The organism is Georhizobium profundi (genome assembly GCF_003952725.1).
In the GTDB taxonomy this organism is placed as follows: Bacteria; Pseudomonadota; Alphaproteobacteria; order Rhizobiales; family Rhizobiaceae; genus Georhizobium; species Georhizobium profundi.
Genome location: NZ_CP032509.1, coordinates 2253713 through 2279511 on the forward strand (window position 1 = coordinate 2253713; position 25799 = coordinate 2279511).

General features: G+C 63.4%; 24 protein-coding genes. 6 read left to right on the forward strand and 18 right to left on the reverse strand.

Translation table 11 applies throughout. The features are described 5' to 3' along the window. Positions 1–48: 48 nt before the first annotated feature. On the reverse strand, positions 49–3324 hold the full coding sequence (gene uvrB, locus D5400_RS10670; RefSeq protein ID WP_425364875.1) for an excinuclease ABC subunit UvrB: 3276 nt from the start codon (positions 3322–3324) through the stop codon (positions 49–51). 221 nt (positions 3325–3545) lie between these two features. Beyond that, the gene (locus D5400_RS21365) at positions 3546–4115 is read right to left on the reverse strand and encodes an SH3 domain-containing protein (RefSeq protein ID WP_205665458.1); all 570 of its coding nucleotides are present in this window, start codon (positions 4113–4115) and stop codon (positions 3546–3548) included. Positions 4116–4609: 494 nt separating this feature from the next. Between D5400_RS21365 and D5400_RS10680 the strand changes: the two genes are divergently transcribed. Next, positions 4610–6712 (forward strand): KAP family P-loop NTPase fold protein, encoded by a 2103-nt coding sequence (locus D5400_RS10680; RefSeq protein WP_126010006.1) that lies wholly within the window; start codon positions 4610–4612, stop codon positions 6710–6712. A 94-nt stretch (positions 6713–6806) separates the two neighbouring features. Here the strand turns inward: D5400_RS10680 and D5400_RS10685 are convergent, their stop codons facing one another. The 4 genes from D5400_RS10685 to D5400_RS10700 all read right to left on the reverse strand — a co-directional run bounded on the left by D5400_RS10685 (position 6807) and on the right by D5400_RS10700 (position 11556). Next, positions 6807–7856: a sensor histidine kinase gene (locus D5400_RS10685; protein ID WP_126010007.1), complete on the reverse strand. Its 1050-nt coding sequence runs from the start codon at positions 7854–7856 to the stop codon at positions 6807–6809. Between the two features lie 18 nt (positions 7857–7874). After that, complete coding sequence (locus tag D5400_RS10690; protein WP_126010008.1) at positions 7875–9380, reverse strand: ATPase domain-containing protein; 1506 nt, start codon at positions 9378–9380, stop codon at positions 7875–7877. A gap of 154 nt (positions 9381–9534) precedes the next feature. After that, complete coding sequence (locus D5400_RS10695; protein WP_205665459.1) at positions 9535–10974, reverse strand: sensor histidine kinase; 1440 nt, start codon at positions 10972–10974, stop codon at positions 9535–9537. Positions 10975–11172: 198 nt separating this feature from the next. Beyond that, a complete protein-coding gene (locus D5400_RS10700) occupies positions 11173–11556 on the reverse strand; it encodes an acyl-CoA thioesterase (protein ID WP_126010010.1) in 384 nt (127 codons plus the stop codon). A 260-nt stretch (positions 11557–11816) separates the two neighbouring features. Here D5400_RS10700 and D5400_RS10705 point away from each other — a divergent pair, with 260 nt between their 5' ends. The 4 genes from D5400_RS10705 to dmeF all read left to right on the forward strand — a co-directional run bounded on the left by D5400_RS10705 (position 11817) and on the right by dmeF (position 15832). Next, on the forward strand, positions 11817–13211 hold the full coding sequence (locus D5400_RS10705) for an extensin-like domain-containing protein (protein ID WP_245451261.1): 1395 nt from the start codon (positions 11817–11819) through the stop codon (positions 13209–13211). 92 nt (positions 13212–13303) lie between these two features. Beyond that, entirely contained in the window at positions 13304–14470 is a 1167-nt protein-coding gene (locus D5400_RS10710; RefSeq protein WP_126010011.1) for a GGDEF domain-containing protein, read from the forward strand. A gap of 82 nt (positions 14471–14552) precedes the next feature. Beyond that, entirely contained in the window at positions 14553–14822 is a 270-nt protein-coding gene (locus tag D5400_RS10715; RefSeq protein WP_126010012.1) for a metal/formaldehyde-sensitive transcriptional repressor, read from the forward strand. A 44-nt stretch (positions 14823–14866) separates the two neighbouring features. Continuing rightward, positions 14867–15832 (forward strand): CDF family Co(II)/Ni(II) efflux transporter DmeF, encoded by a 966-nt coding sequence (dmeF, locus tag D5400_RS10720; RefSeq protein WP_245451262.1) that lies wholly within the window; start codon positions 14867–14869, stop codon positions 15830–15832. On the opposite strand, the gene D5400_RS10725 is transcribed toward dmeF, so the two are convergent. The 6 genes from D5400_RS10725 to D5400_RS10750 form a co-directional block, all read right to left on the reverse strand. Further along, positions 15833–17575, reverse strand: coding sequence for a SulP family inorganic anion transporter (locus D5400_RS10725; RefSeq protein ID WP_126010013.1), 1743 nt, complete (start codon positions 17573–17575; stop codon positions 15833–15835). 245 nt (positions 17576–17820) lie between these two features. Continuing rightward, the gene (locus tag D5400_RS10730; protein ID WP_126010014.1) at positions 17821–19581 is read right to left on the reverse strand and encodes a methyl-accepting chemotaxis protein; all 1761 of its coding nucleotides are present in this window, start codon (positions 19579–19581) and stop codon (positions 17821–17823) included. A gap of 150 nt (positions 19582–19731) precedes the next feature. Further along, positions 19732–20184 carry a VOC family protein gene (locus D5400_RS10735; protein WP_126010015.1) on the reverse strand — a complete coding sequence of 151 codons (453 nt, stop codon included), beginning with the start codon at positions 20182–20184 and terminating at the stop codon, positions 19732–19734. A gap of 142 nt (positions 20185–20326) precedes the next feature. Further along, entirely contained in the window at positions 20327–20749 is a 423-nt protein-coding gene (locus D5400_RS10740; RefSeq protein WP_126010016.1) for a VOC family protein, read from the reverse strand. A 39-nt stretch (positions 20750–20788) separates the two neighbouring features. Continuing rightward, positions 20789–21142 (reverse strand): DUF1428 domain-containing protein, encoded by a 354-nt coding sequence (locus D5400_RS10745; protein WP_126010017.1) that lies wholly within the window; start codon positions 21140–21142, stop codon positions 20789–20791. A gap of 81 nt (positions 21143–21223) precedes the next feature. After that, entirely contained in the window at positions 21224–21682 is a 459-nt protein-coding gene (locus tag D5400_RS10750; protein ID WP_126010018.1) for an SRPBCC family protein, read from the reverse strand. Here D5400_RS10750 and D5400_RS21145 point away from each other — a divergent pair. Next, positions 21681–21854 (forward strand): hypothetical protein, encoded by a 174-nt coding sequence (locus D5400_RS21145; protein WP_164527860.1) that lies wholly within the window; start codon positions 21681–21683, stop codon positions 21852–21854. The two genes, D5400_RS10750 and D5400_RS21145, sit on opposite strands and share 2 nt — an antisense overlap. 56 nt (positions 21855–21910) lie before the next feature. On the opposite strand, the gene D5400_RS10755 is transcribed toward D5400_RS21145, so the two are convergent. The 6 genes from D5400_RS10755 to thpD all read right to left on the reverse strand — a co-directional run bounded on the left by D5400_RS10755 (position 21911) and on the right by thpD (position 25729). Beyond that, entirely contained in the window at positions 21911–22120 is a 210-nt protein-coding gene (locus tag D5400_RS10755) for a cold-shock protein (protein WP_126010019.1), read from the reverse strand. A 189-nt stretch (positions 22121–22309) separates the two neighbouring features. Then, entirely contained in the window at positions 22310–22555 is a 246-nt protein-coding gene (locus D5400_RS10760) for a hypothetical protein (protein ID WP_126010020.1), read from the reverse strand. Between the two features lie 61 nt (positions 22556–22616). Then, positions 22617–23927, reverse strand: a complete 1311-nt coding sequence (locus D5400_RS10765; protein ID WP_126010021.1) for an RNA polymerase sigma factor — start codon at positions 23925–23927, stop codon at positions 22617–22619. After that, positions 23924–24307: a YciI family protein gene (locus tag D5400_RS10770; RefSeq protein ID WP_126010022.1), complete on the reverse strand. Its 384-nt coding sequence runs from the start codon at positions 24305–24307 to the stop codon at positions 23924–23926. Before D5400_RS10770 ends, D5400_RS10765 begins: the two co-directional genes overlap by 4 nt. Before the next feature lie 164 nt (positions 24308–24471). After that, entirely contained in the window at positions 24472–24687 is a 216-nt protein-coding gene (locus tag D5400_RS10775; protein WP_126010023.1) for a hypothetical protein, read from the reverse strand. Positions 24688–24802: 115 nt separating this feature from the next. Beyond that, a complete protein-coding gene (thpD, locus tag D5400_RS10780; RefSeq protein WP_280987439.1) occupies positions 24803–25729 on the reverse strand; it encodes an ectoine hydroxylase in 927 nt (308 codons plus the stop codon). Positions 25730–25799 lie beyond the last annotated feature (70 nt).

Here is a 25799-nt window from a genome sequence, read left to right on the forward strand (position 1 = left end):
GCTGGTTCCACTCACCTCGGACGGAAGCGCGTGGCCATCGCGGCTTGCCTACCGTCCCGGTCGGCCCGTTTTGCCTGGGCGGCGTTTTTGGCGGCGGGCTTCGGATTCGTCTTCGTAGGAGCCGGCGCCGATCTTGCCGCGGGCCAGCGGGCGTAGGTCGTTCCCCTCACCAAGCGCGCCAGTCTGCTCGGGCTTCGCCTCGCGGGGCTTGCCTGCCGGCCCTTCGCTTTCGCTTCGGGCGTTCGTCGCTCGAAACGATTCACTGGATCGTTTCGTCTGCTGCGCAGACCGCTCCTCCTCTCCCTGTGAGGGAGAGGAGGGGTTCAGGGGCTTGGGTGGGATCTTGCCTTGTACGGGTCTTTCGGTCCGGCCGACGGTCATTTCGTCGAGGTCGGGTTTGTGGAAGAGAGAGCGGGATGTCTCTCCGGGGGTTTGGCTTGCGCTCACGCTGTCGCCGCTTTGCGGCTCGCTCCGCGGGGGCGCCGGATGACCGGCGGCGGACGATTGTCCGCTGCGCGTCGCTCCGCTCGCTCGGTCTTTTCCCTTGCCTGATTTGGATGCGGAGCCGCCTTCGCCGGCATTGCCCTGCACCCGGGCCAGCGGGTCGTCCATCGTTTCCAGTTCGCGGGCCTTGAGGCGTTTGATTTCGTCGCGCAGGCGGGCTGCGGTTTCGAAGTCGAGGTCGGTGGCGGCGGCGCGCATGCGGCGTTCGAGGTCTTCGAGGTGGGCGGCGAGGTTGTTGCCGATGAGGTTGTTGGGATCTTCGCCGCGCTTGCCCTTGCCGCGCACGCCGATATCGGCGCGGACGTGGTCGCGCTCGTAGACGCTATCGAGGATGTCGGAGATGCGGGCCTTGACGCTTTCGGGCGTGATGCCGTTCTTGGCGTTGTATTCGAGCTGCTTTTCGCGGCGGCGGCCGGTTTCTTCCATGGCTCGGGTCATGGAGCCGGTGATCTGGTCGGCATAGAGGATGACCTTGCCGTCGACGTTGCGCGCGGCGCGGCCGATGGTCTGGATCAGCGAGGTTTCGGAGCGCAGGAAGCCTTCCTTGTCGGCATCGAGGATGGCGACGAAGCCGCATTCCGGGATGTCGAGGCCTTCGCGCAGAAGGTTGATGCCGACCAGCACGTCGAAGGCGCCGAGGCGCAGGTCGCGGATGATCTCGATGCGCTCCAGCGTGTCGATGTCGGAGTGCATGTAGCGGACGCGCACGCCCTGCTCGTGCAGATATTCGGTGAGATCCTCGGCCATGCGCTTGGTGAGCACGGTGACGAGGGTGCGGTAGCCGGCGGCGGCCGTCTCGCGGATTTCGCCGAGAACGTCGTCGACCTGGGATTTCGCCGGGCGGATTTCCACCGGCGGATCGATGAGGCCCGTGGGGCGGATGACCTGTTCGGCGAAGACGCCGCCGGCGGCCTCCATCTCCCAGCCGCCGGGGGTGGCGGACACGGCGACGGTGGGCGGGCGCATCGCATCCCACTCCTCGAAGCGCAACGGGCGGTTGTCCATGCAGGACGGCAGGCGGAAGCCGTATTCGGCCAGCGTCGCCTTGCGGCGGAAGTCGCCGCGATACATGCCGCCGATCTGCGGGATGGTGACGTGGCTCTCGTCGACGAAGAGCAGCGCGTTGTCGGGGATGTATTCGAACAGCGTCGGGGGCGGCTCGCCGGGCGAGCGGCCGGTGAGATAGCGCGAATAGTTCTCGATGCCCTGGCAGGAGCCGGTGGCTTCCAGCATCTCGATGTCGTAGCGGGTGCGCTGCTCCAGTCGCTGGGCTTCGAGCAGGCGGCCGGCCTTTTCGAGCTCGGCGAGGCGGTGCTTCAGCTCTTCCTTGATCGACTTGATCGCCTGGTTGAGCGTGGGCTTCGGCGTCACATAGTGCGAGTTGGCGTAGATCTTGACGGATTTCAGCTCGGCGGTCTTGTGGCCGGTCAGCGGATCGAACTCGGTGATGGACTCGATCTCGTCGCCGAAGAGCGAGATGCGCCAGGCGGCATCCTCCAGGTGGGCGGGGAAGATCTCGATCGTATCGCCCCTGACACGGAACGAGCCGCGCTGGAAATCCATGTCGCGGCGCTTGTATTGCTGGGCGACGAGGTCGGCGAGGAGCTGGCGCTGGTCGAGCCGGTCGCCGACGGCCATCTGGAAGGTCATCGCCGTATAGGTTTCGACCGAGCCGATACCGTAGATGCAGGAGACGGAGGCGACGATGATGACGTCGTCGCGTTCGAGCAGGGCGCGCGTCGCCGAGTGGCGCATGCGGTCGATCTGCTCGTTGATGGAGGATTCCTTCTCGATATAGGTATCCGAGCGCGGGACGTAGGCTTCCGGCTGGTAGTAGTCGTAATAGGAGACGAAATATTCCACCGCATTGTCCGGGAAGAAGTTCTTGAACTCCGAATAGAGCTGGGCGGCGAGGGTTTTGTTGGGCGCGAGGATGACGGCGGGGCGCTGCGTCTCCTCGATGACCTTGGCCATGGTGAAGGTCTTGCCCGAGCCGGTGACGCCGAGCAGCACCTGGGAGCGCTCGTTCTCCTTCACGCCGGCGACGAGATCGGCGATCGCGGTCGGCTGGTCGCCGGCGGGCTGGTACTCGGTCTGCATGGTGAAGGCGATGCCGCCTTCGGATTTCTCCGGCCGGGCGGGGCGGTGCGGCGTCCACAGCTTGCCGTCCTTGAAGAGCGGATTGCCGCTTTCGATCAGCGCCGACAGCGCCTCGACGGTGGCCGTGACCGCGCCGGTGGCGAGCGCGGAGGCCTCCTCCAGGCTCGTATCCATGCCGGCAACGGGATTGAGGCCGGCGGCGGCGCGGGCGCGCGGATCGGTCGTACCGCCCATGGACGTTCCGCGGGAAGTTCTTGATGCCCCGCCCTTAAGCTTCTCGCTGCGCTCGGCGCTGGCGGGGGCCCCGGGCTCGGATGCGGTGGGTTTGTTAGAGTTGATTTTGTTTGCGCTCACGCTGTCGGCGCTTTGCGCCTTCGCTCCGCGGGGGCCTCGCACGGGCTCGGACGGCCGTTCGGCCTTGCGGCTCTTCGAGCCGTTTGGAGCGTCATCACTGGCTTCGCGTTCCGCCTGGGCAGCGCGTTCGACCTTGCGGCGGTGTTTGCCGGCCTTGGAGGCGACGTCGTGGCGGGTTTCGATGGTTTCGGCCTCGGCCATGCGCTCCATCTCGCGGGCCCAGTCGGAGACGGAGCCGGAGGAGAAGGGGGCGCCTTCCAGGCCGCGCTGGGGCGCCTCGGAAAAGCCGCGCGTGCGCGTCGGGTCGAAATCCTCCGCGCCGGTATCGTCGGGGCGGGGCGAGGTCTTGTCGGGTCGGGAAGCCATGGAGGGAATATGGGTGGAGTCCGGCGGGATTGGAAGGGGAGCGCGCCGGTTTGAGCCGTGGAATGACCGCTTTTCGAGAGGATCGGCGGCGCTTTCCGCCGTCAGCACGACGGGTGGGCGGATGGCCAGGTCCGCAATGCGAAAACGCGCCGCCCCATGGGGACGACGCGCTCTCGCATGCACTTAAGATTCGGGCGTGGGCCCGATCCGGTCCGACCAAATCAGTCGGTCTGGTAACGGAACGGAGCCTGGCCGCCGCGGGGGATGACGATCTCGCCACGGGCATCGCGGCGATCATCGCGCCAGTCGCGACGGACTTCACGGCGCCATTCACGGCGATCGTCTCGCCAGTCGCGGCGGGCTTCGCGGCGCCAGTCACGGCGATCAGCACGCCAGTCGCGGCGATCGTAGTAGCGGCCCGGACGGCGGTAATCGCGGTCATTGTTGCTGAGCGCGGAGCCGATGACGACGCCGGCGATCAGCGGGATGCCAATGGAGGCGGCGGACGACGAGAAGTTGCCGCCGGCATAGCGGCCTTCCTGCTGGGCGAGGTAGCGGGACGAGGCCCAGCCGTCATAGCCCTGATAGTTCACGCGGCACCAGGAATAGCCCGAGGCGCAGCCGGCGACATTGACGACGGCGCCGCTCGGCAGGACGCCGACGGACTGGTAGCCGGTGCCGGGACCGGCGCGCAGGTTGAGATCGGTGGTGACGAGCGCCGACTGGGCCAGCGCGCTACCGGCGCCCAGCATGCCCACGACGAAGGCGGCTGCTTTCAAAAAGGTTTTCATGACGTACCTCACTGCTTTTTCTTGACGTGCAGTTATCGTTGATTTCGGCTCTCAAACGGTCGCAAGCGACAGATAGTTCCCGAAAACGCCGCCGATCACGCGGGCGTGACCGTTGAGACCTTGAGGAATTGTTAACGGAAGAGACGTGAATGGGGGCTGAATGGGGGAGGAGGCTTGATGACAGCTTTCGACCCCATGGCGGTTGTTCAAAGGACCACTGACGGCTTCCCTAAAGCTGCCGTTCTGTAGTCGATCCCGAATGCGGATGTTCCCGCATTCCGGGGAACGGGGTGTCGCTTTACGATTCAAGTGCTGACGTTGATCCACGCTAGGAAAGGTAGCTACTCTGCGCGTAGCAAGACTTGGTTTGCGATCAGTTCTGCCTGAGTGGGGGGGAAAAGCGCGATGACGAGTGATGAGTACACCCTAGGCGACGATCAACCGAAAAAAATCTAAAGGACGATCGACTGGGATATGCTCCATTTGCCGAGCGCTTGGCGAACGTCATCGTCAATATGAACGTACCAAACGGCTACGTTATCGGGCTTCACGGCAAGTGGGGCTCCGGAAAGACTACGGTCGTCAACTTCATTCTTGAGCACATCAAGAAGCACCAGGATGAGGCAAAAAAGGTCGAACACGTCGACTTCCGTCCTTGGATAGTCTCGGGTCACCAGGACCTGATGGCAGCCTTCTTCAAGTTGTTGTCCGAGCAGCTGAAACCCAAAGAAGGCAAAGTCAGAAAGCTTTTCAAAAGGGGCATGCACACCACAGCACAGGGTACGGACAGTCTGGTCGATGCAGCCGTCACTCTATCAGTCGCAATTGATCCAAGTGGCGGTGTATTTTCGCGGCTAGCCGGCGGATTCGGCAAGAAGGCGCTAAATGCCGCTGCGAGCAACTATCTCAAGACGCCCAGCCTGCAAAAGGCATATGAAGACCTCAGGGATCTGCTGTCAAAGAGCGACCGTCGCTTCTTTGTCACCATCGACGATATCGATCGGCTCGAAGACGATGAGATCAGGTCGATCATGCAAATGGTCAAGACCATCGGGCGCCTGCCAAACGTCATTTACCTGCTTGTTTATGACCGCGAAATAGTGTGGCGGGCACTCGAGGAAGGCACGGACCGCGTTGGCCCACGATTTGCCGAGAAAATCGTTCAGCAGGAAGTCGAGTTGCCCCTGCCCGGGAAGAACGTCCTTCTGACTATGCTCGACGAAGAGATCAAGTTCCTAACCGCTGACGGCGAAAACTCGGCCAGGTGGCAGTACATTGTCCGAGACGGCGTGCACCGCTGGATGAATTACCCGCGTGACGTGCTGCGTTTCTCGAACGCTTTGAAGTTTGTCTGGCCGGCTTTGGAGGGCGAGTTTGACTCTCAGGATCTAGTGGCCATCGAAGGCATCCGCCTGTTCGATTCAACCGCGTTCGATTGGGTTCGTCTGAACCGTGACTTTCTCTTCAACGAAGGCCGCTACTTCATGGGTGCTGACGAGGAACGAAGGGCAAAGGTTGAGGCGCTGAAGGAGTCCTTGCTGCCGACGACCGTCGACGTGATTATGGCGCTCCTAACCGTCCTCTTTCCGAGCCAGGGCAAGTGGTTTCAGGGCGATCGTTACATGATAAGCGAGAACTACGCCGCATCGCAGGCTCGTCGAGGTCTAGCGAGTGAAGCTGGCTACGACGCCTACTTTGCTCTTCACCCCAGCGCTGACGCAGTGCCCAAGAGCACAATTGATGCGGTGTTCGACAAACTCGACGATGAGAAGGCGATCACGAGCGCGCTGCGAGCGTACGTTGGGAAGGACAATCGCCGCGGCCGAGCGATGATCGGACTCTTCCTGCAGGACTTGCGTATCCGCTTCGCTGTCCATCCTAAGCCTGAACCATCCCAACAATTGCTCAACGCACTTCTCTCGATTGGCGATGAAGTACTTGGTCTCCCCTGGCAAGGAGAGATGTTCACGCTCGAACCGAGCGGAACGCTTCGCTTCTTGGTACGCGATTTGCTTGAGGCTTGGGGTGAAGAGGAAGCTGGCAAGCACCTCATAGCCGCCTTCGAACAGTCGAACTCTCCGTTCGTCCTAGCCGACCTCTATTTTGATCGCGGCCGGGAACTCGGCGTCTTCCCTAGTGATGATGCCGGCCGACGGGTCATAAGCAAGGAGGATTTTGATAAGCTCGGCACCGTATTGATGCCAAAAATACAGGCCTCGGCCAACGATGGCTCGCTCGTGAATGTGCCCTACCTATGGGACATAGCACGGTCATGGAAGCATTTAGGCGATCCGGCTGCCGCCAAGGAATGGCTACGCAAGGGCATCGAGGCGGACGGCAGCTTCACGGCGAAGGTGATCAAAGGGATGTTAACTCAGAGTTCCTCGGGTGGCGGCATCCGGTATAGCTTCCGCAAGGAACCAGATGAGGATCTTTACGACTTGGGCGCTGTGTACGAGAATGCAAAGAGCCACCTCAGCGATGCTAACGGCCTGACCGATTACGAGCAGGCCCTTCTCAAGGCACTGGTAGATGGCGTGGATCGGATACGGGCAGGCCAGTCGCCCGATCGTTTTGGGGGCGACGGTGATGAGTGACCTATTTGAATGGCCGCTTTCATAAGCTCGCAGCTCAGAATCCGACCGTCCTCTCAGCAGCCTCTAGTCCCGACATCCCAACCCACCAACCCCCTCAATACCGCGGCACGAGCCTCGACTTCGGCAACGGCATCGTCAGGTGGAGCGAAAATCCCGTTTCGGCGTAGTCGGTCTGGATCTCGGCGTTGCACTGGACGGTGAGGACGCGTTCCAGGAGGACGGAGCCGAAGCCTTTGCGGGTGGGGGTGGTGGCGGCGGGGCCGCCGGTTTCCTGCCAGCTGAGGTTGAGGTGGCGGTTGCCTTCGGTTTCCTCGATGGACCATCGGACTTGGACGCGGCCTTCTTCCACGGAAAGGGCGCCGTATTTGACAGCATTGGTGGCAAGTTCGTGGAAGGCCATGCCGAGGGGGACGGCGATATCGGAGACGAGGTGGGTATCGGGGCCTTCGATGGTGAAGCGGCCGGCCTTGGTATCGTAGATATCGAGTTCCTGGGTGAGGATGCGGCGCAGCGAGGCGGTCTGCCAGTAATCCTCGGTGAGCTTTTCGTGGGTGCGCGAGAGCGACACGATGCGGCTCGAGAAGGCGCGTGTGAAGCTTTCGATATCGGTGTGGGAGCGGGCGGTTGCGCCGAGCATGGCCTGGACGTTGGCGAGCGTGTTCTTGACCCGGTGGTGGAGCTCGCGGATCAGGAGCTTTTGGCGCTCATCGGACTTTTCGCGCTCTTCGATATAGGCCTTGACCTGGAGCTGGCGGGTGCGCGCGCGTGCGGCGGAGGCGACGGCGCTCTTGAGCGAGGCTGCGCTGAAGGGGCGTTCCAGCACGATGTGGCCGTGATTGAGGAAGGCGAGGCGTTCATCGAGCTCCTGGCCGCGCGAGCCGAGGATGATGACGGGGAAATCGGACCAGGGCGGCTGGCTTTCGATCCATGCGGCAAGCTGGCTGCGTTCGCCTTCGAGCAGGGCTTCCTCGGTGATGACGAGGCAGAGCGCATCGGGCCTGGCAGGCGGCAGGAGGGCGAGGATTTCCGGCAAGTCGGTGCAGGAAACGGGATCGAAGCCGGCATCGCGGATGAGGCCTGACGCGATCGCGCCATCGCGGCCGAAGGGCGTGCAGACGATGATGCGGGCAGGTTCAGCCGACACGCTTTCAGGTTTCCGGTTTCAAGACTCTGGCTGTGACTGGCGCATCAGCGACGCCCGATCGCCATCGAAGCGTGGGGTGCCGGAGAGCACGCCGGAAAACTGCGAGAGCGGCTCCCCGACCGATAGTCCATCCGACGACAGGGTGAATTCACGGATCGCATCCTCATGGGGCCCGGTGCGCTTCTTCACCACCGAGACGGCGCGGCGGATCCGGCCTTCGGCTTCGAAGTAGCGCAGCAACATCACCGAATCGGACAGGTAGGTGAGATCGACCGGTGTATTCATATGGCCGATCAGCCCGTGATTGGCGAGCAGAAGAAGCGTGACGATGCCCTGCTGGTTCAGATAGGTGAGAATTTCGTGCATCTGCAGGAGCAGCTGCTGCTCCTCGGGCAGGGAATTAAGGTAGCCGGTGAGGCTGTCGATGATGACCATCTTCACGCCCGACGCTTCGACGGCCTGCTGCAGGCGGCCGGTGATCTCGCCCGGCGACAGCTCCGCCGGATCGACCTGATCGAGCGTGAGCAGGCCGCTTTCGAGGAAGGGCGCGAGGTCCATGCCCAAGCCTTCGGCGCGGGCGAGAATGATGCGCTTGGTTTCCTCAAAGGTGACGAGGTAGACGGGTTCGCCGCGCCTCAGCGCCGCATAGGCATAGCGCGCCGAGATCGACGACTTGCCGGTGCCGGACGGGCCCATGAGCAGCGTGCTGGTGCCGCGCGGAAGGCCGCCCTTGAAGAGATCGTCGAGGCCGGTGCCGCTTTGCGCATCCGCGCCGAAATCCACCTGGGCATGATCGGCAGCCGTGAGGCGGGGGAAGATGGTGACGCCGCCCGGCCGGATGACCATGTCGTGGAAGCCGCCGCGGATCTGCACGCCGCGCATCTTGATCAGCCGCGCGCGCCGCCGTTCCGCGCCATAGGCGGGGACGTAATGTTCCAGCCGCAGGACGCCGTGGCAGACGGAGTGGAGGTTGAGATCGTCCTGCTCGCCGGTGAGATCGTCGAGGAAGAGCGTGGTGATGTCGTTCAGGAGAACGAAGCTCTTCAGCGCGAGCACCTGGCGGCGATAGCGCAGCGAGCCCTGCGACAGGATGCGGATTTCCGACAGGCTGTCGAAGACGAGCCGGGTGGGCTTGTGCTTCTCGATGGCGGCGAGCGCCATTTCCAGCGTCTCGCCGAGCTCGAGCTCGGAGGAGTGGAGCATCGACTGGTACTTGGACTTGTCGAGGCTGAGTTCGGGCGGGACGAGCTCGTAGATCTCCAGTCCATCGAGCGACCAGCCATGGCGGCGCGCGACCGAGATGAGCTCGCGCCGGCTTTCCGACAGCGTGATGTAGAGGCAGGTCTCACCGCGGCGCACGCCATCGAGCAGGAACTGCAGCCCGACCGTGGTCTTGCCGCTGCCCGGCCGCCCCTCGACCAGATGCGCCCGACCCTTGGCGAAACCGCCGCGCATCAGATGATTCAACCCCGGCACGCCGGAATCGATGGGCGCCGCATCGTCCATAATAACCTGATTTTCCATGGACGGCTCCTGAACTGAGGGGAAAGGGAGCCGCTGTGTAGGCCGATGAGCGGGGGTGTCTTTAAGATAGGTTATATGGGGTGGGGGTGTGCCAATCGGCGAAACGGCTGCAAGGACGTTTCGCGTTGGGCGACCTCTTCGACACGGGGCGCCTTCAGCCTGCGTCGAAAGGCTCGGCGCTTGCGGTTTGCGTTATGCCGCGCAGAACATACTCCACGCCCTCAGGCAGATAAGCAGTCTCTCCCGAGCCTTTGAAGTATCTGGGGACGATCCGGTCGGTCAGTTTCGAGCCGAACCCCGAGCGCAGCGGCGGTGAAACACGCGGACCGTTGCGTTCCTTCCAACGAAATTCGAAAGTGCGATCCTGTCCGACGTTCCAATCGATCGAGATTTCTCCCTCGTCCGATCCAAGCGCGCCATATTTTGCGGCGTTTGTGGACAGCTCATAGATCGCCAGCGAAAGACCAACGGCCTGCTCGGCTGAAATCGCGATCGAAGGTCCTTGGATCGTCAATCTGCGTTCATCGTCGATATGAGGCGCGATGGCCTCGCGAACGACCTCTGCGAAGTCGGTATCTCCCTCCTGCCGGGTGATCAGTGTCTGGGTTCTCGACATTGCCTCGATACGCGAGGCGATGATCTCGCTTGCCTTTTCCAAGCTCGGTGCATTGCGCAAGCTTGCTGTCACCACTGCACTCACCACCGCCATGGTGTTCTTCACCCGATGCATCATTTCCTGATGCAGGAACCGTTGCTGCTCTTCGTTCAGCTGGCGTTGCGTCACATCGGTGAACAGAGAAGCGACGCGGTCGCCCTCCAGGCGTCGAATTCGATTCTCGAACCTGTTCTCATTTATCGCTTTGGCGCTGACGCTCAGCAGAGGCTCCCCAGTGTCAAGCACCCTTCGGACAGCGGGCAGCATCTCTTCGCAAAGCTCCGGCATGAGGTCGCCAAGGCAGTGTCCCAAGACAGCGTTTGCGTCGAGCCCGAGCAGCCGCTCGAAGGCCGGGTTCACTTCTTCGAAGCGAATGTCCGCAACGTCTCCGGCGGCATCGCGCACTGCCTCGGCGATGTAATAGCCCTCCTGCATGTCCTCGAAAAGCCGTCGGTATTTGAGTTCCGAGACCCCGACCGATATTTCGCGCTCCACGACGAGCGCCAGGCTTTGCAGCACCTTCCGGTCATGTTCGGTCCATTGGTGGGGTGTCGTGTCGATTGCCGCGAGCGCCCCCACCAGTTCGCCGGTTGGCAACGCGATCGGAACGCCGAGATAGGCCCGCACACCAAGATCTGCGATGGCATGATTGCTGTTTACAAGCTCGTGGAGGTCGGCATCGTTCACCTTGAGTATCGCCGCCCGCTCCACCACGTGTTGGCAGAAAGAGTGGGTCAGCGGCGTCTCGCCGACGCTGTCCCAAGGCGCAGGTAAACCACAATGGCCGGCGAACACCTGACGGTCCTCATCGACAATGGAAATGATGGCAACCGGCACCTGTAACGCGACACGCACATGCTCGGTCAGGTGATGAAACTGTTCGCGACCGGAACTGTCGAGCAGTCCGGATCGTCTAATCGCCGATACTCTGTCGGACAACTTTTGCGGCATGCTCAGGAAACCAGCTTTCGACTGGTCCATACGCCAGCTTGGGTTAGATATACGATGGAAGTGAACCTACAACAGATTCGAACTTAAATCTGCGCCTTAGCCTTAAGCGATCACAGCTATTGCCTGCAGGGCGAAGGCGGCCACGGCTGCTGCCGGCGGTCTCCGGCTCAATATCCTCCTCACCCTTCACCCCGGAACCGGCGTCGGCTTGCCGTTGCCGTCCAGCGCGACCATGACGAAGGTGGCGTTGGTGACTTTGTCCATCTGGTCGGAGAGGTAGCGTTGGGCCCAGGCTTCGACGGTGAGGGTGATGGAGGTGCGGCCGACCTTGGCGATGTCGGTGTAGATGCAGAGCGTGTCGCCGATCTTGACCGGCATGGCAAAGGCCATTTCGTTGACGGCTGCGGTGACGACGCGGCCTTTCGCGCGTTCTGCGGCGCGTATGCCGGAGGCGAGATCCATCTGGGCCATGACCCATCCGCCGAAGATATCGCCCGCGGCGTTGAGGTCGGCGGGCATGGCAAGCGTTCTGAGCGTCAGTTCGCCGGTCGGTCTCGGGGCTTCGTTCATGCGGGCTCCTTCAGGGATTTGCCGGAGCGATGTCGCGTTCTTCGACATCGTTCGCTTGGCTCCGGGGTTTGGCTTTGCACGTGCCTTACCAGTGAACCGGTCGCCGCTCCATCTGGCAACGTTTCTGCGGATCTGGCGCTCGGTGCGGCTTCCCGTTTAGCGAGCGGGGGCGGGCGGCAGCAAGCGTTCAGTCCTCATTTACCATGATCGCTTAAGGTGGCTCTCCAAGGGACCGGTACGCTACCTGGAGACGCATGTTCATGGCCATCGACGGAGCGGACGACGCGGACGGCCGCGACAACGGTCTTGCTGCGCAACAGCGCCGGAGCGCGAGGGCTGGTTTGGTCGCAGGACCTGGCAGGATCGCCGGGCTTGGACGGCTTCTCGCCGGCGGGTTTGCGGCGGCGCTTCTCGTTTCGTGCTCGGCCTCGAGCGTGCTTGCGCCGCCTGAGGCGATTTCCACCAGTTCGATCGCACCTCAGCCGCCTGCGGCTCTTGGCGGACAACAGGCGACCTATGGCGCGCCGCCCGCGCAAGGGTTGCCGGCCTATGAGAGCCTTGCACAAGGAGCAGTTGGAGGAGCGGGGGCCGGTGCCTCGTCCGGCGCTGGTGTGGCTGGCGTGAGCGGGCCTGGCGCCGATCTCGGCTATGGGTCGGGTCTTGCGGTGCTGCAGCGCGGCCAGCCGCTGCCTGTCGACGATGCGGCACTTGCGCAGATGCAGGGGCGGCCCGTGCCGGACGGGTGGCAGCCCGGCTATGTGCCATCGGACCAGCCGCAGATCCTCGGCACGCTGGGGCCGAATGGCGAAGCGCGGCTTGCGGGCCAGCCAAGCGCGATGCAAAGTCCTGTGGCGTCCGTCGCGCCTCAGCCGTCGATGATGCCGCCTGCGGCTGCACCGGTTCAGATCCAGCCTTCGGCGCCGATCGCCGCGGCACCTCCCGTCTCGGCGCCGGTTGCCGTTGTCGCGCCGCCGGTCGCTGCCGCACCGCCCGTTGCTGCTGCTCCGGTCGTGCAACAGGCGCCAGAGCCGCAGCGGGTCGCAGGCCTGTTTCCGCGTGCGCTCAATCCGTTCGCGCGCTCGCAGGCGCCGCAGAGCAATCTGCCGGCGGCGGAAGCCGCGTGCCGGCAGCGGCTGGAGCGGCTTGGCGTGCAGTTCACCAACAAGCCGGCCGTCGGCAATGGTGGGTCCTGCGGGATTGCCCATCCCGTGGAGGTTTCGGCGCTTTCGGGCGGGGTGAAGGTGCGGCCCGCGACGCTGCTCAACTGCCAGATGGCGGAGGCTTTCGCGACGTGGGTGAAGAATGAGCTCGCGCCTTCGACGCGCAAGCGCTACCTGTCCGGCATCGACACGGTCGGCTCCATGGGCGGCTATTCCTGCCGGACCATGAATTCGCGGCGCGGCGCGCCGATGTCGGAGCATTCCAAGGGCAACGCGATCGATGTCGGCTCGATCAAGCTGAATTCGGGCCGGGTGATCGATGTGAGCGCCAAGGGCTTCTTCGCGTTTCGCGAGCGCGGGCTTTTGAATTCCGTGCGCGACGACGGCTGCAAGTATTTCAACACGATCCTGGGTCCCGGGTCGGACGCCAACCACGCCGACCATTTCCATTTCGACCTTCGGGCGCGGCGCAACGGCTATCGCCATTGCGACTGAGTGCCAAGGCTTGCCGCACGCAGTGCATGTTCCGGTAAGCGGTTGTTAGCGCTCCCCATGCCATGGTGCGGGTTAGAGGGTAGGGGCCTGTGTTGACGGCAAAGTTTGAAATGGACGCGGATCTGAAGCTGCAGCTGGATGCGCTCTACAAGGCGGCGCCGGCTTCGGTGATGTCGATCGTGGGCGGGCTGGTCGCGCTTTCGATCTATTGGGAGCAGGGCATTCCGGCCGGACTGATCGCCTGGTTCGTGGTGGTCGCCGGGGTGGCGGTCGTGCATTTGATCAGCGCGGGCTTGCGCCACTACGGCCTGCCGCGCGGCTTCACAACGCGTCACTGGGCGCGCCTGGTGTGCGGTATCTACGGCACATCCGGTGTGGCGTGGGGTGTGGGCGCAGCTCTCATGATCCTTGAGGGCAATGCCGCGCAGGCACTCGTCGTCTGCTGCCTGATCACCGGCGCGGTGACGGTGACCTTCCCGGCAGCGGTCTACCAGCGGGCCTATAATCTCTTTCAGTTTCCGGCGCTGTTGCTCACCTGCGCCGGCCTGTTCGCGAGCGGGGTGCCCTATAGCAACGCCCTCGCCATTGCCGGCGTGCTTTTGTGCGGGACGCTGGCGGCGATGGCGCGCGGGCTCGGCACGCAGCTGACGCTGGCGCTGAAGCTTTCGCGGGAAAATTCGCGGCTCGTCGCCGATCTGCAGGAGCGCAAGGCGGCGCTGGAGGCGGCAAACCGCGACCTGGAGATCCAGACGGAGACGGACCCGATGACGGGGCTCGGCAACCGGCGGCGGCTGATGCGGGTGCTGCGCGCCTCGTCCGGCGCGCTCGGCGTTCTGCTGATCGATGTCGATCACTTCAAGAGCTACAACGACACTTTCGGCCATGCCGAGGGTGATACCTGCCTGAGGCGGATCGCCGACGCGCTGAGCCGGTCGACGATCGCCGGCGTTACGCTGGTTGCGCGCTATGGCGGCGAGGAATTCGCGATCGTCGTCGATGCGCGCGACCATCACCATGTGCGGGCGGTGGCGGAAGCCATGCGCAAGACGGTCGAGGCGCTGCACGACGAGGGCGGAAGTGCGCTGCGCCGGGCGGTGACGATCAGCGTTGGTGTGGCGCTGCGCGAGGCCAGCGAGGACAAGACCATCACGCAGCTGATCACCGAGGCGGACGAGCGGCTCTATGAGGCCAAGCGGGCCGGCCGCAACCGCGTGCATGACGGGCGGGAGCAGCGCGCGAACCGGGCAGCGGTCGCTTAAGGCACCGGAGCCCTGATGTGGCCTCTTCCGCCTCGGTGCGTCCTATAGTATAGTCCCCTAGGTTATATTTTAGAGGGCGCGGATGCACACGCAGAAGCACAAAGACAGGCTGATCGGCCGGGTGCGGCGGCTCAAGGGCCAGCTTGAAGGCGTGGAGCGAGCGCTGAACGGGGAGGCGCCCTGCGGCGAGATCCTGAGGCAGCTCGCCTCGATCCGCGGCGCGATCTCGGGCCTGACGGCCGAAGTGATGGAGCACCATCTGCGCGAGCACGTGCTGGAAGCCGAGACCGAAGCGGACCGGCACCAGGGCGGCGAAGAGCTGATGGGCGTGCTCAGAACCTATCTGAAATGAAAAGCGACCGCCGCGAGCGACGACGGCGCGCAAACAGGGAGGCCATGATGGCCGGGCAATCGCAACTGGACGACGACCACGATTACGACCATGGGCACGTGTTTCTCGGCGACAACCACGCGCGCAACGAGAAGCGCGTGTGGCTGGTCATCGCGCTGACGGCATCAATGATGGTGATCGAGATCGTCGGCGGCGCGATCTATGGCTCGATGGCGCTGATGGCCGATGGCTGGCACATGGCGACGCATGCTGCGGCGCTGATGATTTCGGCCGTCGCCTATCTTTATGCCAGGCGCCATGCGCGCGACCGCCGCTTCACCTTCGGCACAGGCAAGCTTGGCGATCTGGCGGGGTTTGCCAGTGCCGTCGTGCTCGGGATCGTGGCGCTTCTCATCGGCTGGGAAAGCCTGCTGCGGCTCGCCAATCCGGTGCCGATCAGTTTCAACCAGGCGATCCTCGTCGCGGTGGTCGGGCTTGCGGTCAATTTGATTAGCGCATGGCTTTTGCGGGAAGATCACGGGCATCATCATCACCATGGACATTCCCACGGCCATGATCATGACCACGGGCATGGCCATGTGCATGGGCAGGACAACAATCTGCGGGCGGCCTATCTGCATGTGCTCGCCGACGCGCTGACGTCGGTTCTCGCAATCGTGGCGCTGGTGGTCGGCAGCTTCAATGGCTGGGTCTGGGCCGATCCGCTGATGGGCGTCGTCGGTGCGCTGGTGATCGCGCGCTGGTCGATCGGGCTCATGCGGCAATCGGGCGGCGTGCTGCTCGATACCGTTCCGGAGGACGGGCAGCTTGCGGGTGCGATCCGCTCTGCGCTTTCGGGTGAGGGTGGAACGATCACCGACCTGCATGTGTGGCAGGTGGGGCCGGGACACCACGCGGCGATCATCGCGCTGGTGTGCCCGCGGCCGAAGGCACCCTCGCACTACAAGGCGTTGCTGGCCGATATCCGGCAGCTGTCGCATGTGACGGTGGAAGTGCAGCCGGCGCGCTGATCACTGCGCGGCTGATGCGCCGTCGTCCGTGGGGTCTGCGGATCTGAGACGGCGAAGCGCGCTGTCGACCGTGCGGTCAAAGCGCACAACCGGTGGCGCCACGCCATGGGCGAAGAATTCGCGCCGCAGCGGGCCGGTCGTGCCGGTGATGACGACGCGGCCGCCGCGCCGCTTCTTGCTGCGCGCGATGGAGGCGATCATCTCGCCGGCGGTGGAATCGATCATCGGGACGGCGGAGAGATCGAGCACCAGCACCGGTGCCGACGTCGCGACGCGATCGAGCAGGCTGCCGATGGAGGCGGCCGCGCCGAAGAAGAGCGCGCCCGAGACACGGTAAACGATCACGTCGCCCTGCTGGGTGAGGCGGTCCTCGTCCGGTCCGGCGGAGCCGTCGGGTTCGTCTTCGGCTACGAGCGGCTCAGCAAAGGTTGCCGTCGACATGCGGTGGATGAAGATGAGCGCACCGAGCGCAAAGCCGACGACGATCGCCTCGGTGAGATCGCGGAAGATGGTGAGCAGGAAGGTGACGAGAAGCACCGCCGCATCGCCCCAGGATGCGCGCAGAAGCGTGGCGAAGGCGTGCTTTTCCACCATGGACCAGGCGACAACGGCAAGCACGCCGGCGAGGCTGGCGAGCGGGATATAGCTCGCGAGCGGTGCGGCGAGCATCATGAAGCCGAGCAGGAAGACGGCGTGCAGCATGCCCGACACGGGTCCGACCGCGCCGGCGCGCACATTGGTGGCGGTGCGCGCGATGGTGCCGGTGACGCAAAAGCCGCCGAAGAGCGACGAGCCTATATTGGCGACGCCTTGCGCCACGAGTTCGCAATTGGAGCGGTGGCGCCGGCCGGTCATGCCATCGGCCACGACCGCCGAGAGCAGCGACTCGATCGCGCCGAGCAGTGTGAAGGCGATGGCGCTCGGCAGGACGGCGATGACGAGATCGAGATCGAAGGCCGGCAGCGACGGCGCCGGCAGACCCGACGGGATGCCGCCGAAGGCGGTGCCGATCGTCGCCACCGGCAGGCCGGCAAGGGCTGCGACGAGCGTGGTGAGGACAACCGCGATCAGCAGTCCCGGCCAATGCGGTTTCAGCTTGCGGACGGCGACGACGATGCCGATGGCGGCCAGGGCAAGGGCGGCCGTGACGGGGCTTACCGTCGGCAAAGCGGCGAAGATCACTGGCAACTTTTCGATGAGCGGTCCGGGCTCGGGCGAACCGAGGGTCAGGCCGAACAGCGGGGTCAACTGGCTGGCGAAGATGATGACGGCGATGCCGGCGGTGAACCCCACCGTGACGGGATAGGGAATGAACTTGATATAGGTGCCGAGCCTGAGGAAGCCGATCGCCGCAAGCATGAGGCCCGACAGGAAGGTCGCGAGGATGAGGCCGCCCATGCCATGGGCCTGGATGGTCGCGGCGACGAGCACGATGAACGCCCCGGCCGGCCCGCCGATCTGGTGGCGGCTGCCGCCGAAAAGCGAGACGAGAAAGCCGCCGACGATGGCAGTGATCAGGCCCTGCGCAGGCGTCGCACCCGACGCGATCGCGATCGCCATGGAGAGCGGCAGGGCGACGATAGCGACGGTCAGGCCGGCCACCGCATCTGCCCTGAAATGCGAAAGCCGGTAGCCTTCCTCCAGCACCGTGACAAGCTTCGGCTTGAACAGCTCGGAAAAGCGCGCCTTTTCGGATTGCGCACGCGGATCGCGAGGGCGCGACGACTTTACCGGAGCATGCATGGCCAGCGATCAACCTCCCTCTCACACGGGAGACCCGATTTCAGCGACTCGATCGTCAAGCGCAGTTCCCCCAGGCCAATTTAGCCCGTGTTTGGTTGGAAAACGCGGAAAAAGGTGACGGGTGCTGCCAAAGTAGCGGTGGGGCGGTTCGTAAGATCGATGCGGCGGGTGCGTAGCGTAGGTTCGTCGGGGTTTGTAGGTTCGGCCGGCGGCGTCGATTCTACAGCGTAGAAGCGCCGGCCGCTTCAGGCTGAATTACGCAGCGCGGCTTGGCGGTTGCCGGCGGCGTTGGGAGGTGTGTCGGGGCGGGCGTGGGAACCGGTGCCGGTATGGGCGGTGGCGGTGGGGCGAGAACTGGAGGTCGGAGTTTCGCTGATTTCGAAGCCGGCGACGAGGTCGAAGAGGGTGGCGGCCTCTTCGGACAGGCGGGCGGTGGCGCTCGATGTCTCGACGAACATCTGGGCGTTCTGCTGTGTCGTCTGGTCCATCATGTTGACGGCGCTGTTGATCTGCTTGAGGCCGATCGCCTGCTGCCTGGAGGCTTCCGCAATGGCCTGGAGGTCGCGGTCGACGCCGACGACGCGATCGACGATGGCGCCGAGCTCCTCGCCGGTATTTTCGACGAGCGTGACGCCGCGCCCGATCAGGTCGTTTGAGCCGTGGATGAGGACCTTGATCTCCTTGGCGGCGGTGGCGGATCGCTGGGCGAGTTCACGCACCTCCTGCGCGACGACGGCGAAGCCACGGCCCGCATCGCCCGCGCGCGCAGCCTCGACGCCGGCATTGAGGGCGAGAAGGTTCGTCTGGAACGCGATCTCGTCGATGACGCCGCTGATGCCGGAAATCTCGCTTGCGGAGGTGCGGATCTCGCCCATGGCGTCGATGGCCTGGGTCATCACGGCGACCGACTGTTCGGCGCGTTGCCTCGTTTCGCGCGCCTTGCCGCCTGCGTCGCGGGCGCGCTCGGCGGTATCGGTGACCGTGACGGTGATCTCTTCCAGCGCCGAAGCGGTCTCCTCCACCGAGGCGGCCTGCGCGTCGGTCTGGCTGGCGAGGTGCTGCGATGTGGCGTCGATGGAGCGCGAAGCGGAGGTGATCGCCTCGGCCGCACTGAAGATGGTTTGCAGAGTCGTTCGCAAGGTCGAGGATGTTTCGTTGAAGTCGATGCGCAGGCGCTCCAGCGCGGGCAGGAACGGCTGATCGAGCGTGGCGGTGAGATCGCCGGCAGAAAGCTTTTTCAATGCCGCGGCGAGGCTTTCCACATTGGCGACGCGGTCGGTGACGTCTGTCGCGAGCTTGACGATCTTGAAGACTTTGCCGTCGACATCGAGGATCGGGTTATAGGACGCTTGGATGAAGACGGGGCGGCCGTTCTTGCCGACGCGGACGAATTCGTCAGAGAGGAAGCGACCGGCGGCAAGCTCCGGCCAGAAGCTCCGGTAGGCTTCGGAGCCGACATAGGCGGGCTCGCAGAAGATCGCATGATGGCGCCCGACGATCTCGTCGAGTTCGTAACCCATCGCCTTCAGGAAATTGGCGTTCGCCGTAAGGATCTTGCCGGTCGGCGTGAATTCGATGACGGCCTGGGCGCGCGACAGCGCCTCGAGCTTGCCGCGGTCTTCGGCTGCCTGCAGCGCCTGCGCGGTGACATCGGTGGCGAATTTCACGACCTTATAGGGTTTGCCACCGCGCATCACGGGGTTGTAGGAGGCCGCGATCCAGACCTCCGATCCATCCTTGCGCAGGCGGCGATATTGCCGTTGGTCATGCTGGCCGGAAGCAAACTGGGCCCAGAACTCGGCGTAGTCCGGGCGTGCCGCCTCGGCGGGATCGACGAAGATGCGGTGGTGACGCCCGACGATCTCGTCGGCGCGATAGCCCATCGTGCGGCAGAAATTGTCGTTGGCCTTCAGAATGGTGCCGTCGAGGCCGAATTCGATGATGGCCTGTGATGCGTTGAGGGCGTCCAGAACGGCGCTCGCATCGCGCGCAAAAAGCTGCAGCATGTCGATCTCTTCATGAGAGGGGAGATGCCGCCGGTTCGACGCAATTCCCCATCAAATTTCATGGTGCATCTTCTTGCGTAAATGCGTTTACGCTGCATGAAGAAATCCGTGGTTGCCGCCCCGACGCGCATATTCTCTTGATGTGACCGTTTACCCGGCAAAGGCCTTTTCCAGGGCGGCGATGTCGAGCTTGACCATGCCCATGACGGCAGTCTGGACGCGGGCGGATCTTTCACAGTCCGGGTCGTTCATCATCTTGGGCAGGATGGCAGGCACGACCTGCCAGGAAAGACCGTAACGGTCCTTAACCCAGCCGCATTGCTGGATGGTGCCGCCTTCGCCGAGCGCGCTCCAGTAACCGTCGATCTCCGCCTGGTCGCGACAGGCGACCGAGAGTGATATCGCCTCGGTGAATGCGAACATGGGCCCGCCATTGAGGCCCATGAAGTCGCGGCCGGCGAGGCGGAAGGTGGCGACGAAGAGCTTGCCATTTGCATGGCGCGTGGCTTCGATGATGGCGGTATCGGGGAAGATGCCGCCGTAGAACGCGATCGCTTCCTCCAGCTGGTTATCGAACCACAGGCAGGGGGTGATGGTTGGCATGGTGGACGCCTCCGACATCGATCGTCTCAAGGATTATCGCAGAAACTCTCCCGCGCGGGCGGGTCGGCCGGCGAGGTGCCGGCGCGACCTCAGAACCATGATCCCATGATATGCCGACTTATTTGCCGGCTTATCGTTCTGTCTATTTCCCGTCCGGCGGACCGACGATGGCCCACATATGGCCGAAGGGGTCCTTCAGCTGGCCGTAAAGATCGCCCCAGAAGGCGACTTCGAACGGCATGACGACGGTGCAGCCGGCATCCACCGCGCGGTCCCACCATTCGCGGGCGTTCATGACCGCGAGCGTCAGCGTCGTGCCCTGCGGCTCGACCCAGGGATAGCCGTATTCGGGCATGGCATCGCCCAGCATGAACTTGCCATCGTTGATGGTGAGTTGGCAGTGCATGACGCGCTTGCCGTCATCCATCAGCATGCGGCTGTCCTCGGTGGCGGCGAAGGCCTTCTTGTAGAATTCGATGGCTGCGCTCGCATCCTTGGATGCGAGATAGGGGACGACGCCAGGGATGGATGCGGTCCATTCCTGCGGCTGGGTTTGATCGGACATGGGTGCTTCCTCCTTCAAGCTGTGTTTGGCACCGGTGGATCAGAATTCGACGAAGCTTTCAAAGCCGCCGAAGATCATGCGCTTGCCGTCAAACGGCATGCTGGCCATGTCCATCTTCATGCGGTCGTCTTCGAACACCTTCTTGTTGATCTCGTCGCGCTTTTCGCGGGACGGATAGGTGATCCAGGCGAAGATCACCGTTTCGTCGTCCTTGGCCTGGACGGCGCGGGGAAACGAGGTGAGCTCGCCATAGGGCACGTCGTCGGCCTTGCATTCGACATAGGACAGCGCGCCGTGCTCCATCCAGATGCGGCCGGCAGTGGTGGCGATCTCCTTGTAGGCGTCGAACTTGTCCTTCGGGACTGCAAGCAGAAATCCGTCGACATAGGGCATTTCAGAGCCTCCTCTTCAACATTTCATTGAGCTCAGGACGTTCGCGATTTCGGGCAGCCGACATGGCCGCTCGAAATTTTTTCAGAGCGTGGCGGCGAGCGCAGCCATCTGGTCTGCAGCCTTTCCCCAACCTTCATGAAAGCCCATCTCTTCGTGGGACTTCTTGTCGGCCTCCGTCCAATGGCGCGCGACCGCGGTGTAGCGCGTGCCGCCCGCTTCATCCGCAAAAGTGATGATGCCGGTGAAGAAGGGCTTTTCCGAAGGCGTCCAGGCATCGGTGTAGGCGTCGGTGAAGACGATCTTCTCGTTGGGCACGACTTCGAGATAGATGCCCTGGTTCGGATACTCGTTGCCTTCGGGATCGGCCATGACGATGTGGCTGATGCCGCCCGGGCGCACGTCGACCCTGGCCGAAGCGATCGTCCACGGCGCGGGGACGAACCACTGCTTCAACAGGTCGTCTTCGGTCCAGCAGCGATAGAGTTTCTCGCGCGGCACGTCGATGAAGCGGGTGAGGGTCAGTTCACGGGGCTCAGCCATGGTGCATCTCCAGATGATGTCCGATTTCGTGCAAAGGACGCTGGAGGATGCCACTTCCCGACAGGGGGCGTCCAAAAAATCTGAATTTTCGCGGAAACCGGCGTTGCTTGAGCCGAAAAACGCAAAAAAGGCCGGTATGAACCGGCCTTTCATTGCCATTGCCGCATCCTGAGCCAGTACATCCGTGGTCACAGGGAAGGCGATGACAAGCTATGCGAGCTTGCTCGATTAAGCGGCGGCGAGGTTGCCTGCGCTCATCTTGCCGCTCTTGCTGTCGCGAACAACGTCGAAGTGCACTTTCTGGCCTTCGGCGATGGACGACATGCCGGCGCGCTCAACGGCCGAAATGTGAACGAATACGTCTGCGCTGCCATCGTTCGGCTCAATGAAGCCGTAACCCTTGGTGGCGTTGAACCATTTTACAGTACCAGTAGCCATGACGATTACCTTTCAATCGCATAGTAAGAATGCCGATCGACCAAAAATCGAAAGGCGGTGGATCGATAGGTAAGGGAAAGTCGTCGCATGCGCCGTGGCGCCTAAACAAGTTCGGTTACTCAGATCGATTTGACATAGGTGCGCCTTTGGCGGCCCAATGTCAATGCTATGGCGTTGATAGTCGGGTCCTTATCGGCTGCCTACGCCCTTTCTGGTGGCTTTCTTAGGGGATTTGCGCGCGGGCGCCTTGGGCACTTCGACAGCGGCGGTCTCCGCTTCCATCGCCAGGCGCTGTGCTCTCAGCCGCTCCGTCTTGCGCTCGCGGGCGACGACTTCCTTTTCCATGATGGTGCGGGCTTCGTTGTTGGTCGATGACCACTTGGCCTCGGAGGAAGAGCGCTTTTCCGTGGACGGCGTTTTGAAGGGCTGGGCCAATCGTTTTCCTGACTCTGTCTGAACACAATGAACGCAGTCTGCGTTCTCTAAAGTCCTTATATCAGACATTCGTCGTTCGTGACAGGTGGGCTGTTTCACGCGCCGTTTTGGGGGCTTCGCCGAGCTTGTCGAGATGACGCCGGATATGCGCCGCCTCGGCGGGGCTGTTGGCCAGCGAAATGGCGCGGTTGAACGCCTCGACCGCCTCCGCGCGCCGGCCGAGTTCGCTGAGCAGGCCACCACGCAGGCCGTGGAAATAGAAGTAGCCGGACAGCCTTTCGGCGAGCGGATCGATGAGCGCCAGCGCCGCTTCGGGCCCGGCAAGCTTGTTGATCGCTACCGCGCGGTTGAGCGTGACGACGGGGGATGGCTGCACAGCTTCGAGCGTCCGGTAGAGCAGGTCGATCGCCGCCCAATCGGTTTCGACGGCGGATTTCGCGCGGGCATGGGTGGCGGCAATCGCGGCCTGAAGCTGGTAGGCGCCGGGGCGCGCATGACGCAGCGCCTTGTCGAGCATGGCGAGGCCTTCGGCGATCATCGCGCCGTTCCACAATGTGCGGTTCTGGTCCTCCAGCAGCACGATCTGGCCATCGGCATCGAAGCGGGTCGGGCTGCGGGCGTGCTGCAGGAGCATGAGCGCGAGCAGGCCTGCGATCTCGGGCTCGGCCGGAAAGAGCTTGACCATCAGGCGGGCAAGCCGGATCGCCTCCTCGGCGAAGACGGAGGCGGACCGCTCGGCCTCACGCGTCCTGGCGACGTCGCTGGCGCGGGCGGAGTAGCCTTCGTTGAAGACGAGGTAGAGCATGGCACCGACGGTCGACAGGCGCTCGGCACGCGCCTCGCGGTCCGGCGCCTCGAAGGGAACGCCGGCGCGGGCGATTTTTGCCTTGGCGCGCGTGATGCGCTGTTCCATCGCCGCTTCGGAAACGAGGAAGGCACGCGCGATCTGCGGCACGGTGAGGCCCGAAACGATGCGTAAAGCGAGCGCGATCTGCTGCGTCGTCGGCAGATCCTGATGGCAGCAGACGAAGAGCAGTCGCAGTATGTCGTCGCGATAGGCGCTCTCGTCCAGCTTCTCGGCGATGTCGGTTTCGGCGTCCGAGAGATCGGAAATCTGATCCTCTTCCGGCAGCGGCCGGAGGCGGCTGTCACGACGTACGCCGTCGACGCCGGCATTGCGGCCGACGAAGATCAGCCAGGCGGCGGGATCGCGCGGCGGGCCGTTCTTCGGCCAGGATTTCAGTGCGCGCAGGCAGGCTTCCTGGAAGGCCTCTTCGGCCCGGTCGAGATCGCGGAAATAGCGAAGAAGCGCTGCGACCGCTTGGGGACGGGCGGCGGTCAGTGCGGTCTCGATCCAGGCAGTGTCGTTCATCTCGTCTCAGCCTTCGGTGTTGCCGGTTGATAGAAGCCGACGGGGCGGATCTCGTAGGAACCACCTCCGGGATTGGCCTCCGCGAGGTCGCGCGCGATCGCCAGCGCATCGTCGAGCGTTTCGCAATCGACGAGGTAGAAGCCCAGGAACTGCTCCTTGGTTTCGGCAAAGGGGCCATCGATGACGAGCGGTTCGTCCGCGCCCTTGCGCAGGGTGGTGGCGGCGCTGGTCGGCATGAGGCGGGCGACGGGGCCGAGCCGGCCTTCGTCCTGAAGTTTGCCGGTGATCTTCATCAGACGCGCCATGACGGCATCGTCTTCTTCCTTGCTCCAGGCACCGACGACGTCTTCATGGTTGTAGCACAGGATCGCATAAAGCATGGATGTGGCCTCGCTTGCTCACAGGACGAAGGAAACAAGCGGTACCCGACAGCAGGCCGGCAAACAATGTTGGACAAATCGAGGGAAGCAACGTCACGGGCTCAAGGCCGCGTCTCTGACCGGGACAAGAGCCCCGGCCTCATTGGTATGCCAAGCGCTGGGTGTCAGGCCGGCTCGGGCTCGTCGATGAGGATCAGCTCCTCGCGGGTGATGTCGATGACGTAGCGTCCTTCCTCGACATGGGTGACCTTGCGGCCATCGTCGAGAATGTAGTGCTTCATGCCAAGCGCCCCGCTCGCCATGAGATCGTGATACTCGTCCACGCGGCGCTCGGTGCCCTTGCCGTCGCGCACCCGGAACGATCCGGTTTTCTTGTCCATGGGACATTGCCTCCCTCTTCCAATCACCGTCTCGGCGAGACGGTTTTCATCAGGCCCGAAGACCCGATCTGTCCATCGGACACCCCACCGATCGAGGCGTCCGAAGGCCTCGCCGTCAGGCGGCGAGTGGTTTCGCGTTGCGCTCGATCACCTCGACCGTGTCCACATGCTTGCGTGCGCCGACGAATTCCGGGCGCGGCGTGCCTGCAGAGAAGGGGGCGACGAGCTTGTTCGACACGGCGTTGAACACGAAGAACGCGTTGGACCGCGCCATCGGCGAGATGTTGGACGCCGAGCCGTGCATCGTGTTGCAATCGAAGATCAGCAGCGAACCGGCTGGGCCCGTTGGCGTTTCCAGCCCGAAATCGTCATAGAGACGGGTGAGGCTTTCATCGTCCGGCGTGCCGGTTTCCTGGACCTTGAGCGATGACTTGTAGTTGTCCTCGGGCGTTTCGCCGACCGTGCCGACGAAGCGCTTGTGGGAACCGGGCATCAGCATGAGCGGACCATTGTGCGGCTCGTTGTCGGTGAGGAGCAACGACATGGACAAGGCACGCATGCGGGGCATGCCGTCTTCCGCGTGCCAGGTTTCGAAATCGGAATGCCAGTAGAACTCTTTGCCGCGAAAGCCCGGTTTGAAGTTCAGCCGCGACTGGTGGATGTAGACGTCGTCGCCGAGCAGGAACCGCGCGAGGCCGGCCAGGCGCTCGTCGCTGGCGAGGCGATGCATGATGGCGCTCTGGCGGTGAAGGGCGAATATCGAGCGGACATCGCCGGAATTGGGTTCAGTGATGAGGGTTTCGTCTTCGAGCGCATCCTTGGAGGTGCGAAGCCGCTTGGACTCATCAAGAAGGATCTGAAGTTCGTCCGCCTTGAAGAGGCCGGGCAGGAAGAGGAATCCCTTGTCCTCGTAGGATCGATATTCCTCTTGAGTGAGGGGCGCATCTTCGCTCCAGCGCGAATAGATCACCGGATCCTGACGGTCGCGGACGTCAGGTTCCGTGCCTTTTCGGGTCGGGTAAAGGTCGTGCATCTCTGCCATCGTCCATCTCCTCATTCGTCATTAGGTTGTTTCACACGTCCGAAACTGGCGTGGCGACCGAAAGAGCGGA

Excerpts from the sequence above, each read along its gene's own strand:
- D5400_RS21365 (WP_205665458.1), bottom strand. The coding sequence starts at position 4,115 with ATGAAAACCTTTTTGAAAGCAGCCGCCTTCGTCGTGGGCATGCTGGGC.
- D5400_RS10700 (WP_126010010.1), bottom strand. The coding sequence starts at position 11,556 with ATGAACGAAGCCCCGAGACCGACCGGCGAACTGACGCTCAGAACGCTT.
- D5400_RS10740 (WP_126010016.1), bottom strand. The coding sequence starts at position 20,749 with ATGTCCGATCAAACCCAGCCGCAGGAATGGACCGCATCCATCCCTGGC.
- D5400_RS10735 (WP_126010015.1), bottom strand. The coding sequence starts at position 20,184 with ATGCCAACCATCACCCCCTGCCTGTGGTTCGATAACCAGCTGGAGGAA.
- dmeF (WP_245451262.1), top strand. The coding sequence starts at position 14,867 with ATGATGGCCGGGCAATCGCAACTGGACGACGACCACGATTACGACCAT.
- D5400_RS10725 (WP_126010013.1), bottom strand. The coding sequence starts at position 17,575 with ATGCATGCTCCGGTAAAGTCGTCGCGCCCTCGCGATCCGCGTGCGCAA.
- uvrB (WP_425364875.1), bottom strand. The coding sequence starts at position 3,324 with ATGGCTTCCCGACCCGACAAGACCTCGCCCCGCCCCGACGATACCGGC.
- D5400_RS10775 (WP_126010023.1), bottom strand. The coding sequence starts at position 24,687 with ATGGACAAGAAAACCGGATCGTTCCGGGTGCGCGACGGCAAGGGCACC.
- D5400_RS10765 (WP_126010021.1), bottom strand. The coding sequence starts at position 23,927 with ATGAACGACACTGCCTGGATCGAGACCGCACTGACCGCCGCCCGTCCC.
- D5400_RS10755 (WP_126010019.1), bottom strand. The coding sequence starts at position 22,120 with ATGGCTACTGGTACTGTAAAATGGTTCAACGCCACCAAGGGTTACGGC.
- D5400_RS10770 (WP_126010022.1), bottom strand. The coding sequence starts at position 24,307 with ATGCTTTATGCGATCCTGTGCTACAACCATGAAGACGTCGTCGGTGCC.
- D5400_RS10705 (WP_245451261.1), top strand. The coding sequence starts at position 11,817 with ATGGCCATCGACGGAGCGGACGACGCGGACGGCCGCGACAACGGTCTT.
- D5400_RS10730 (WP_126010014.1), bottom strand. The coding sequence starts at position 19,581 with ATGCTGCAGCTTTTTGCGCGCGATGCGAGCGCCGTTCTGGACGCCCTC.
- thpD (WP_280987439.1), bottom strand. The coding sequence starts at position 25,729 with ATGGCAGAGATGCACGACCTTTACCCGACCCGAAAAGGCACGGAACCT.
- D5400_RS21145 (WP_164527860.1), top strand. The coding sequence starts at position 21,681 with ATGGTGCATCTCCAGATGATGTCCGATTTCGTGCAAAGGACGCTGGAG.
- D5400_RS10690 (WP_126010008.1), bottom strand. The coding sequence starts at position 9,380 with ATGGAAAATCAGGTTATTATGGACGATGCGGCGCCCATCGATTCCGGC.
- D5400_RS10745 (WP_126010017.1), bottom strand. The coding sequence starts at position 21,142 with ATGCCCTATGTCGACGGATTTCTGCTTGCAGTCCCGAAGGACAAGTTC.
- D5400_RS10750 (WP_126010018.1), bottom strand. The coding sequence starts at position 21,682 with ATGGCTGAGCCCCGTGAACTGACCCTCACCCGCTTCATCGACGTGCCG.
- D5400_RS10715 (WP_126010012.1), top strand. The coding sequence starts at position 14,553 with ATGCACACGCAGAAGCACAAAGACAGGCTGATCGGCCGGGTGCGGCGG.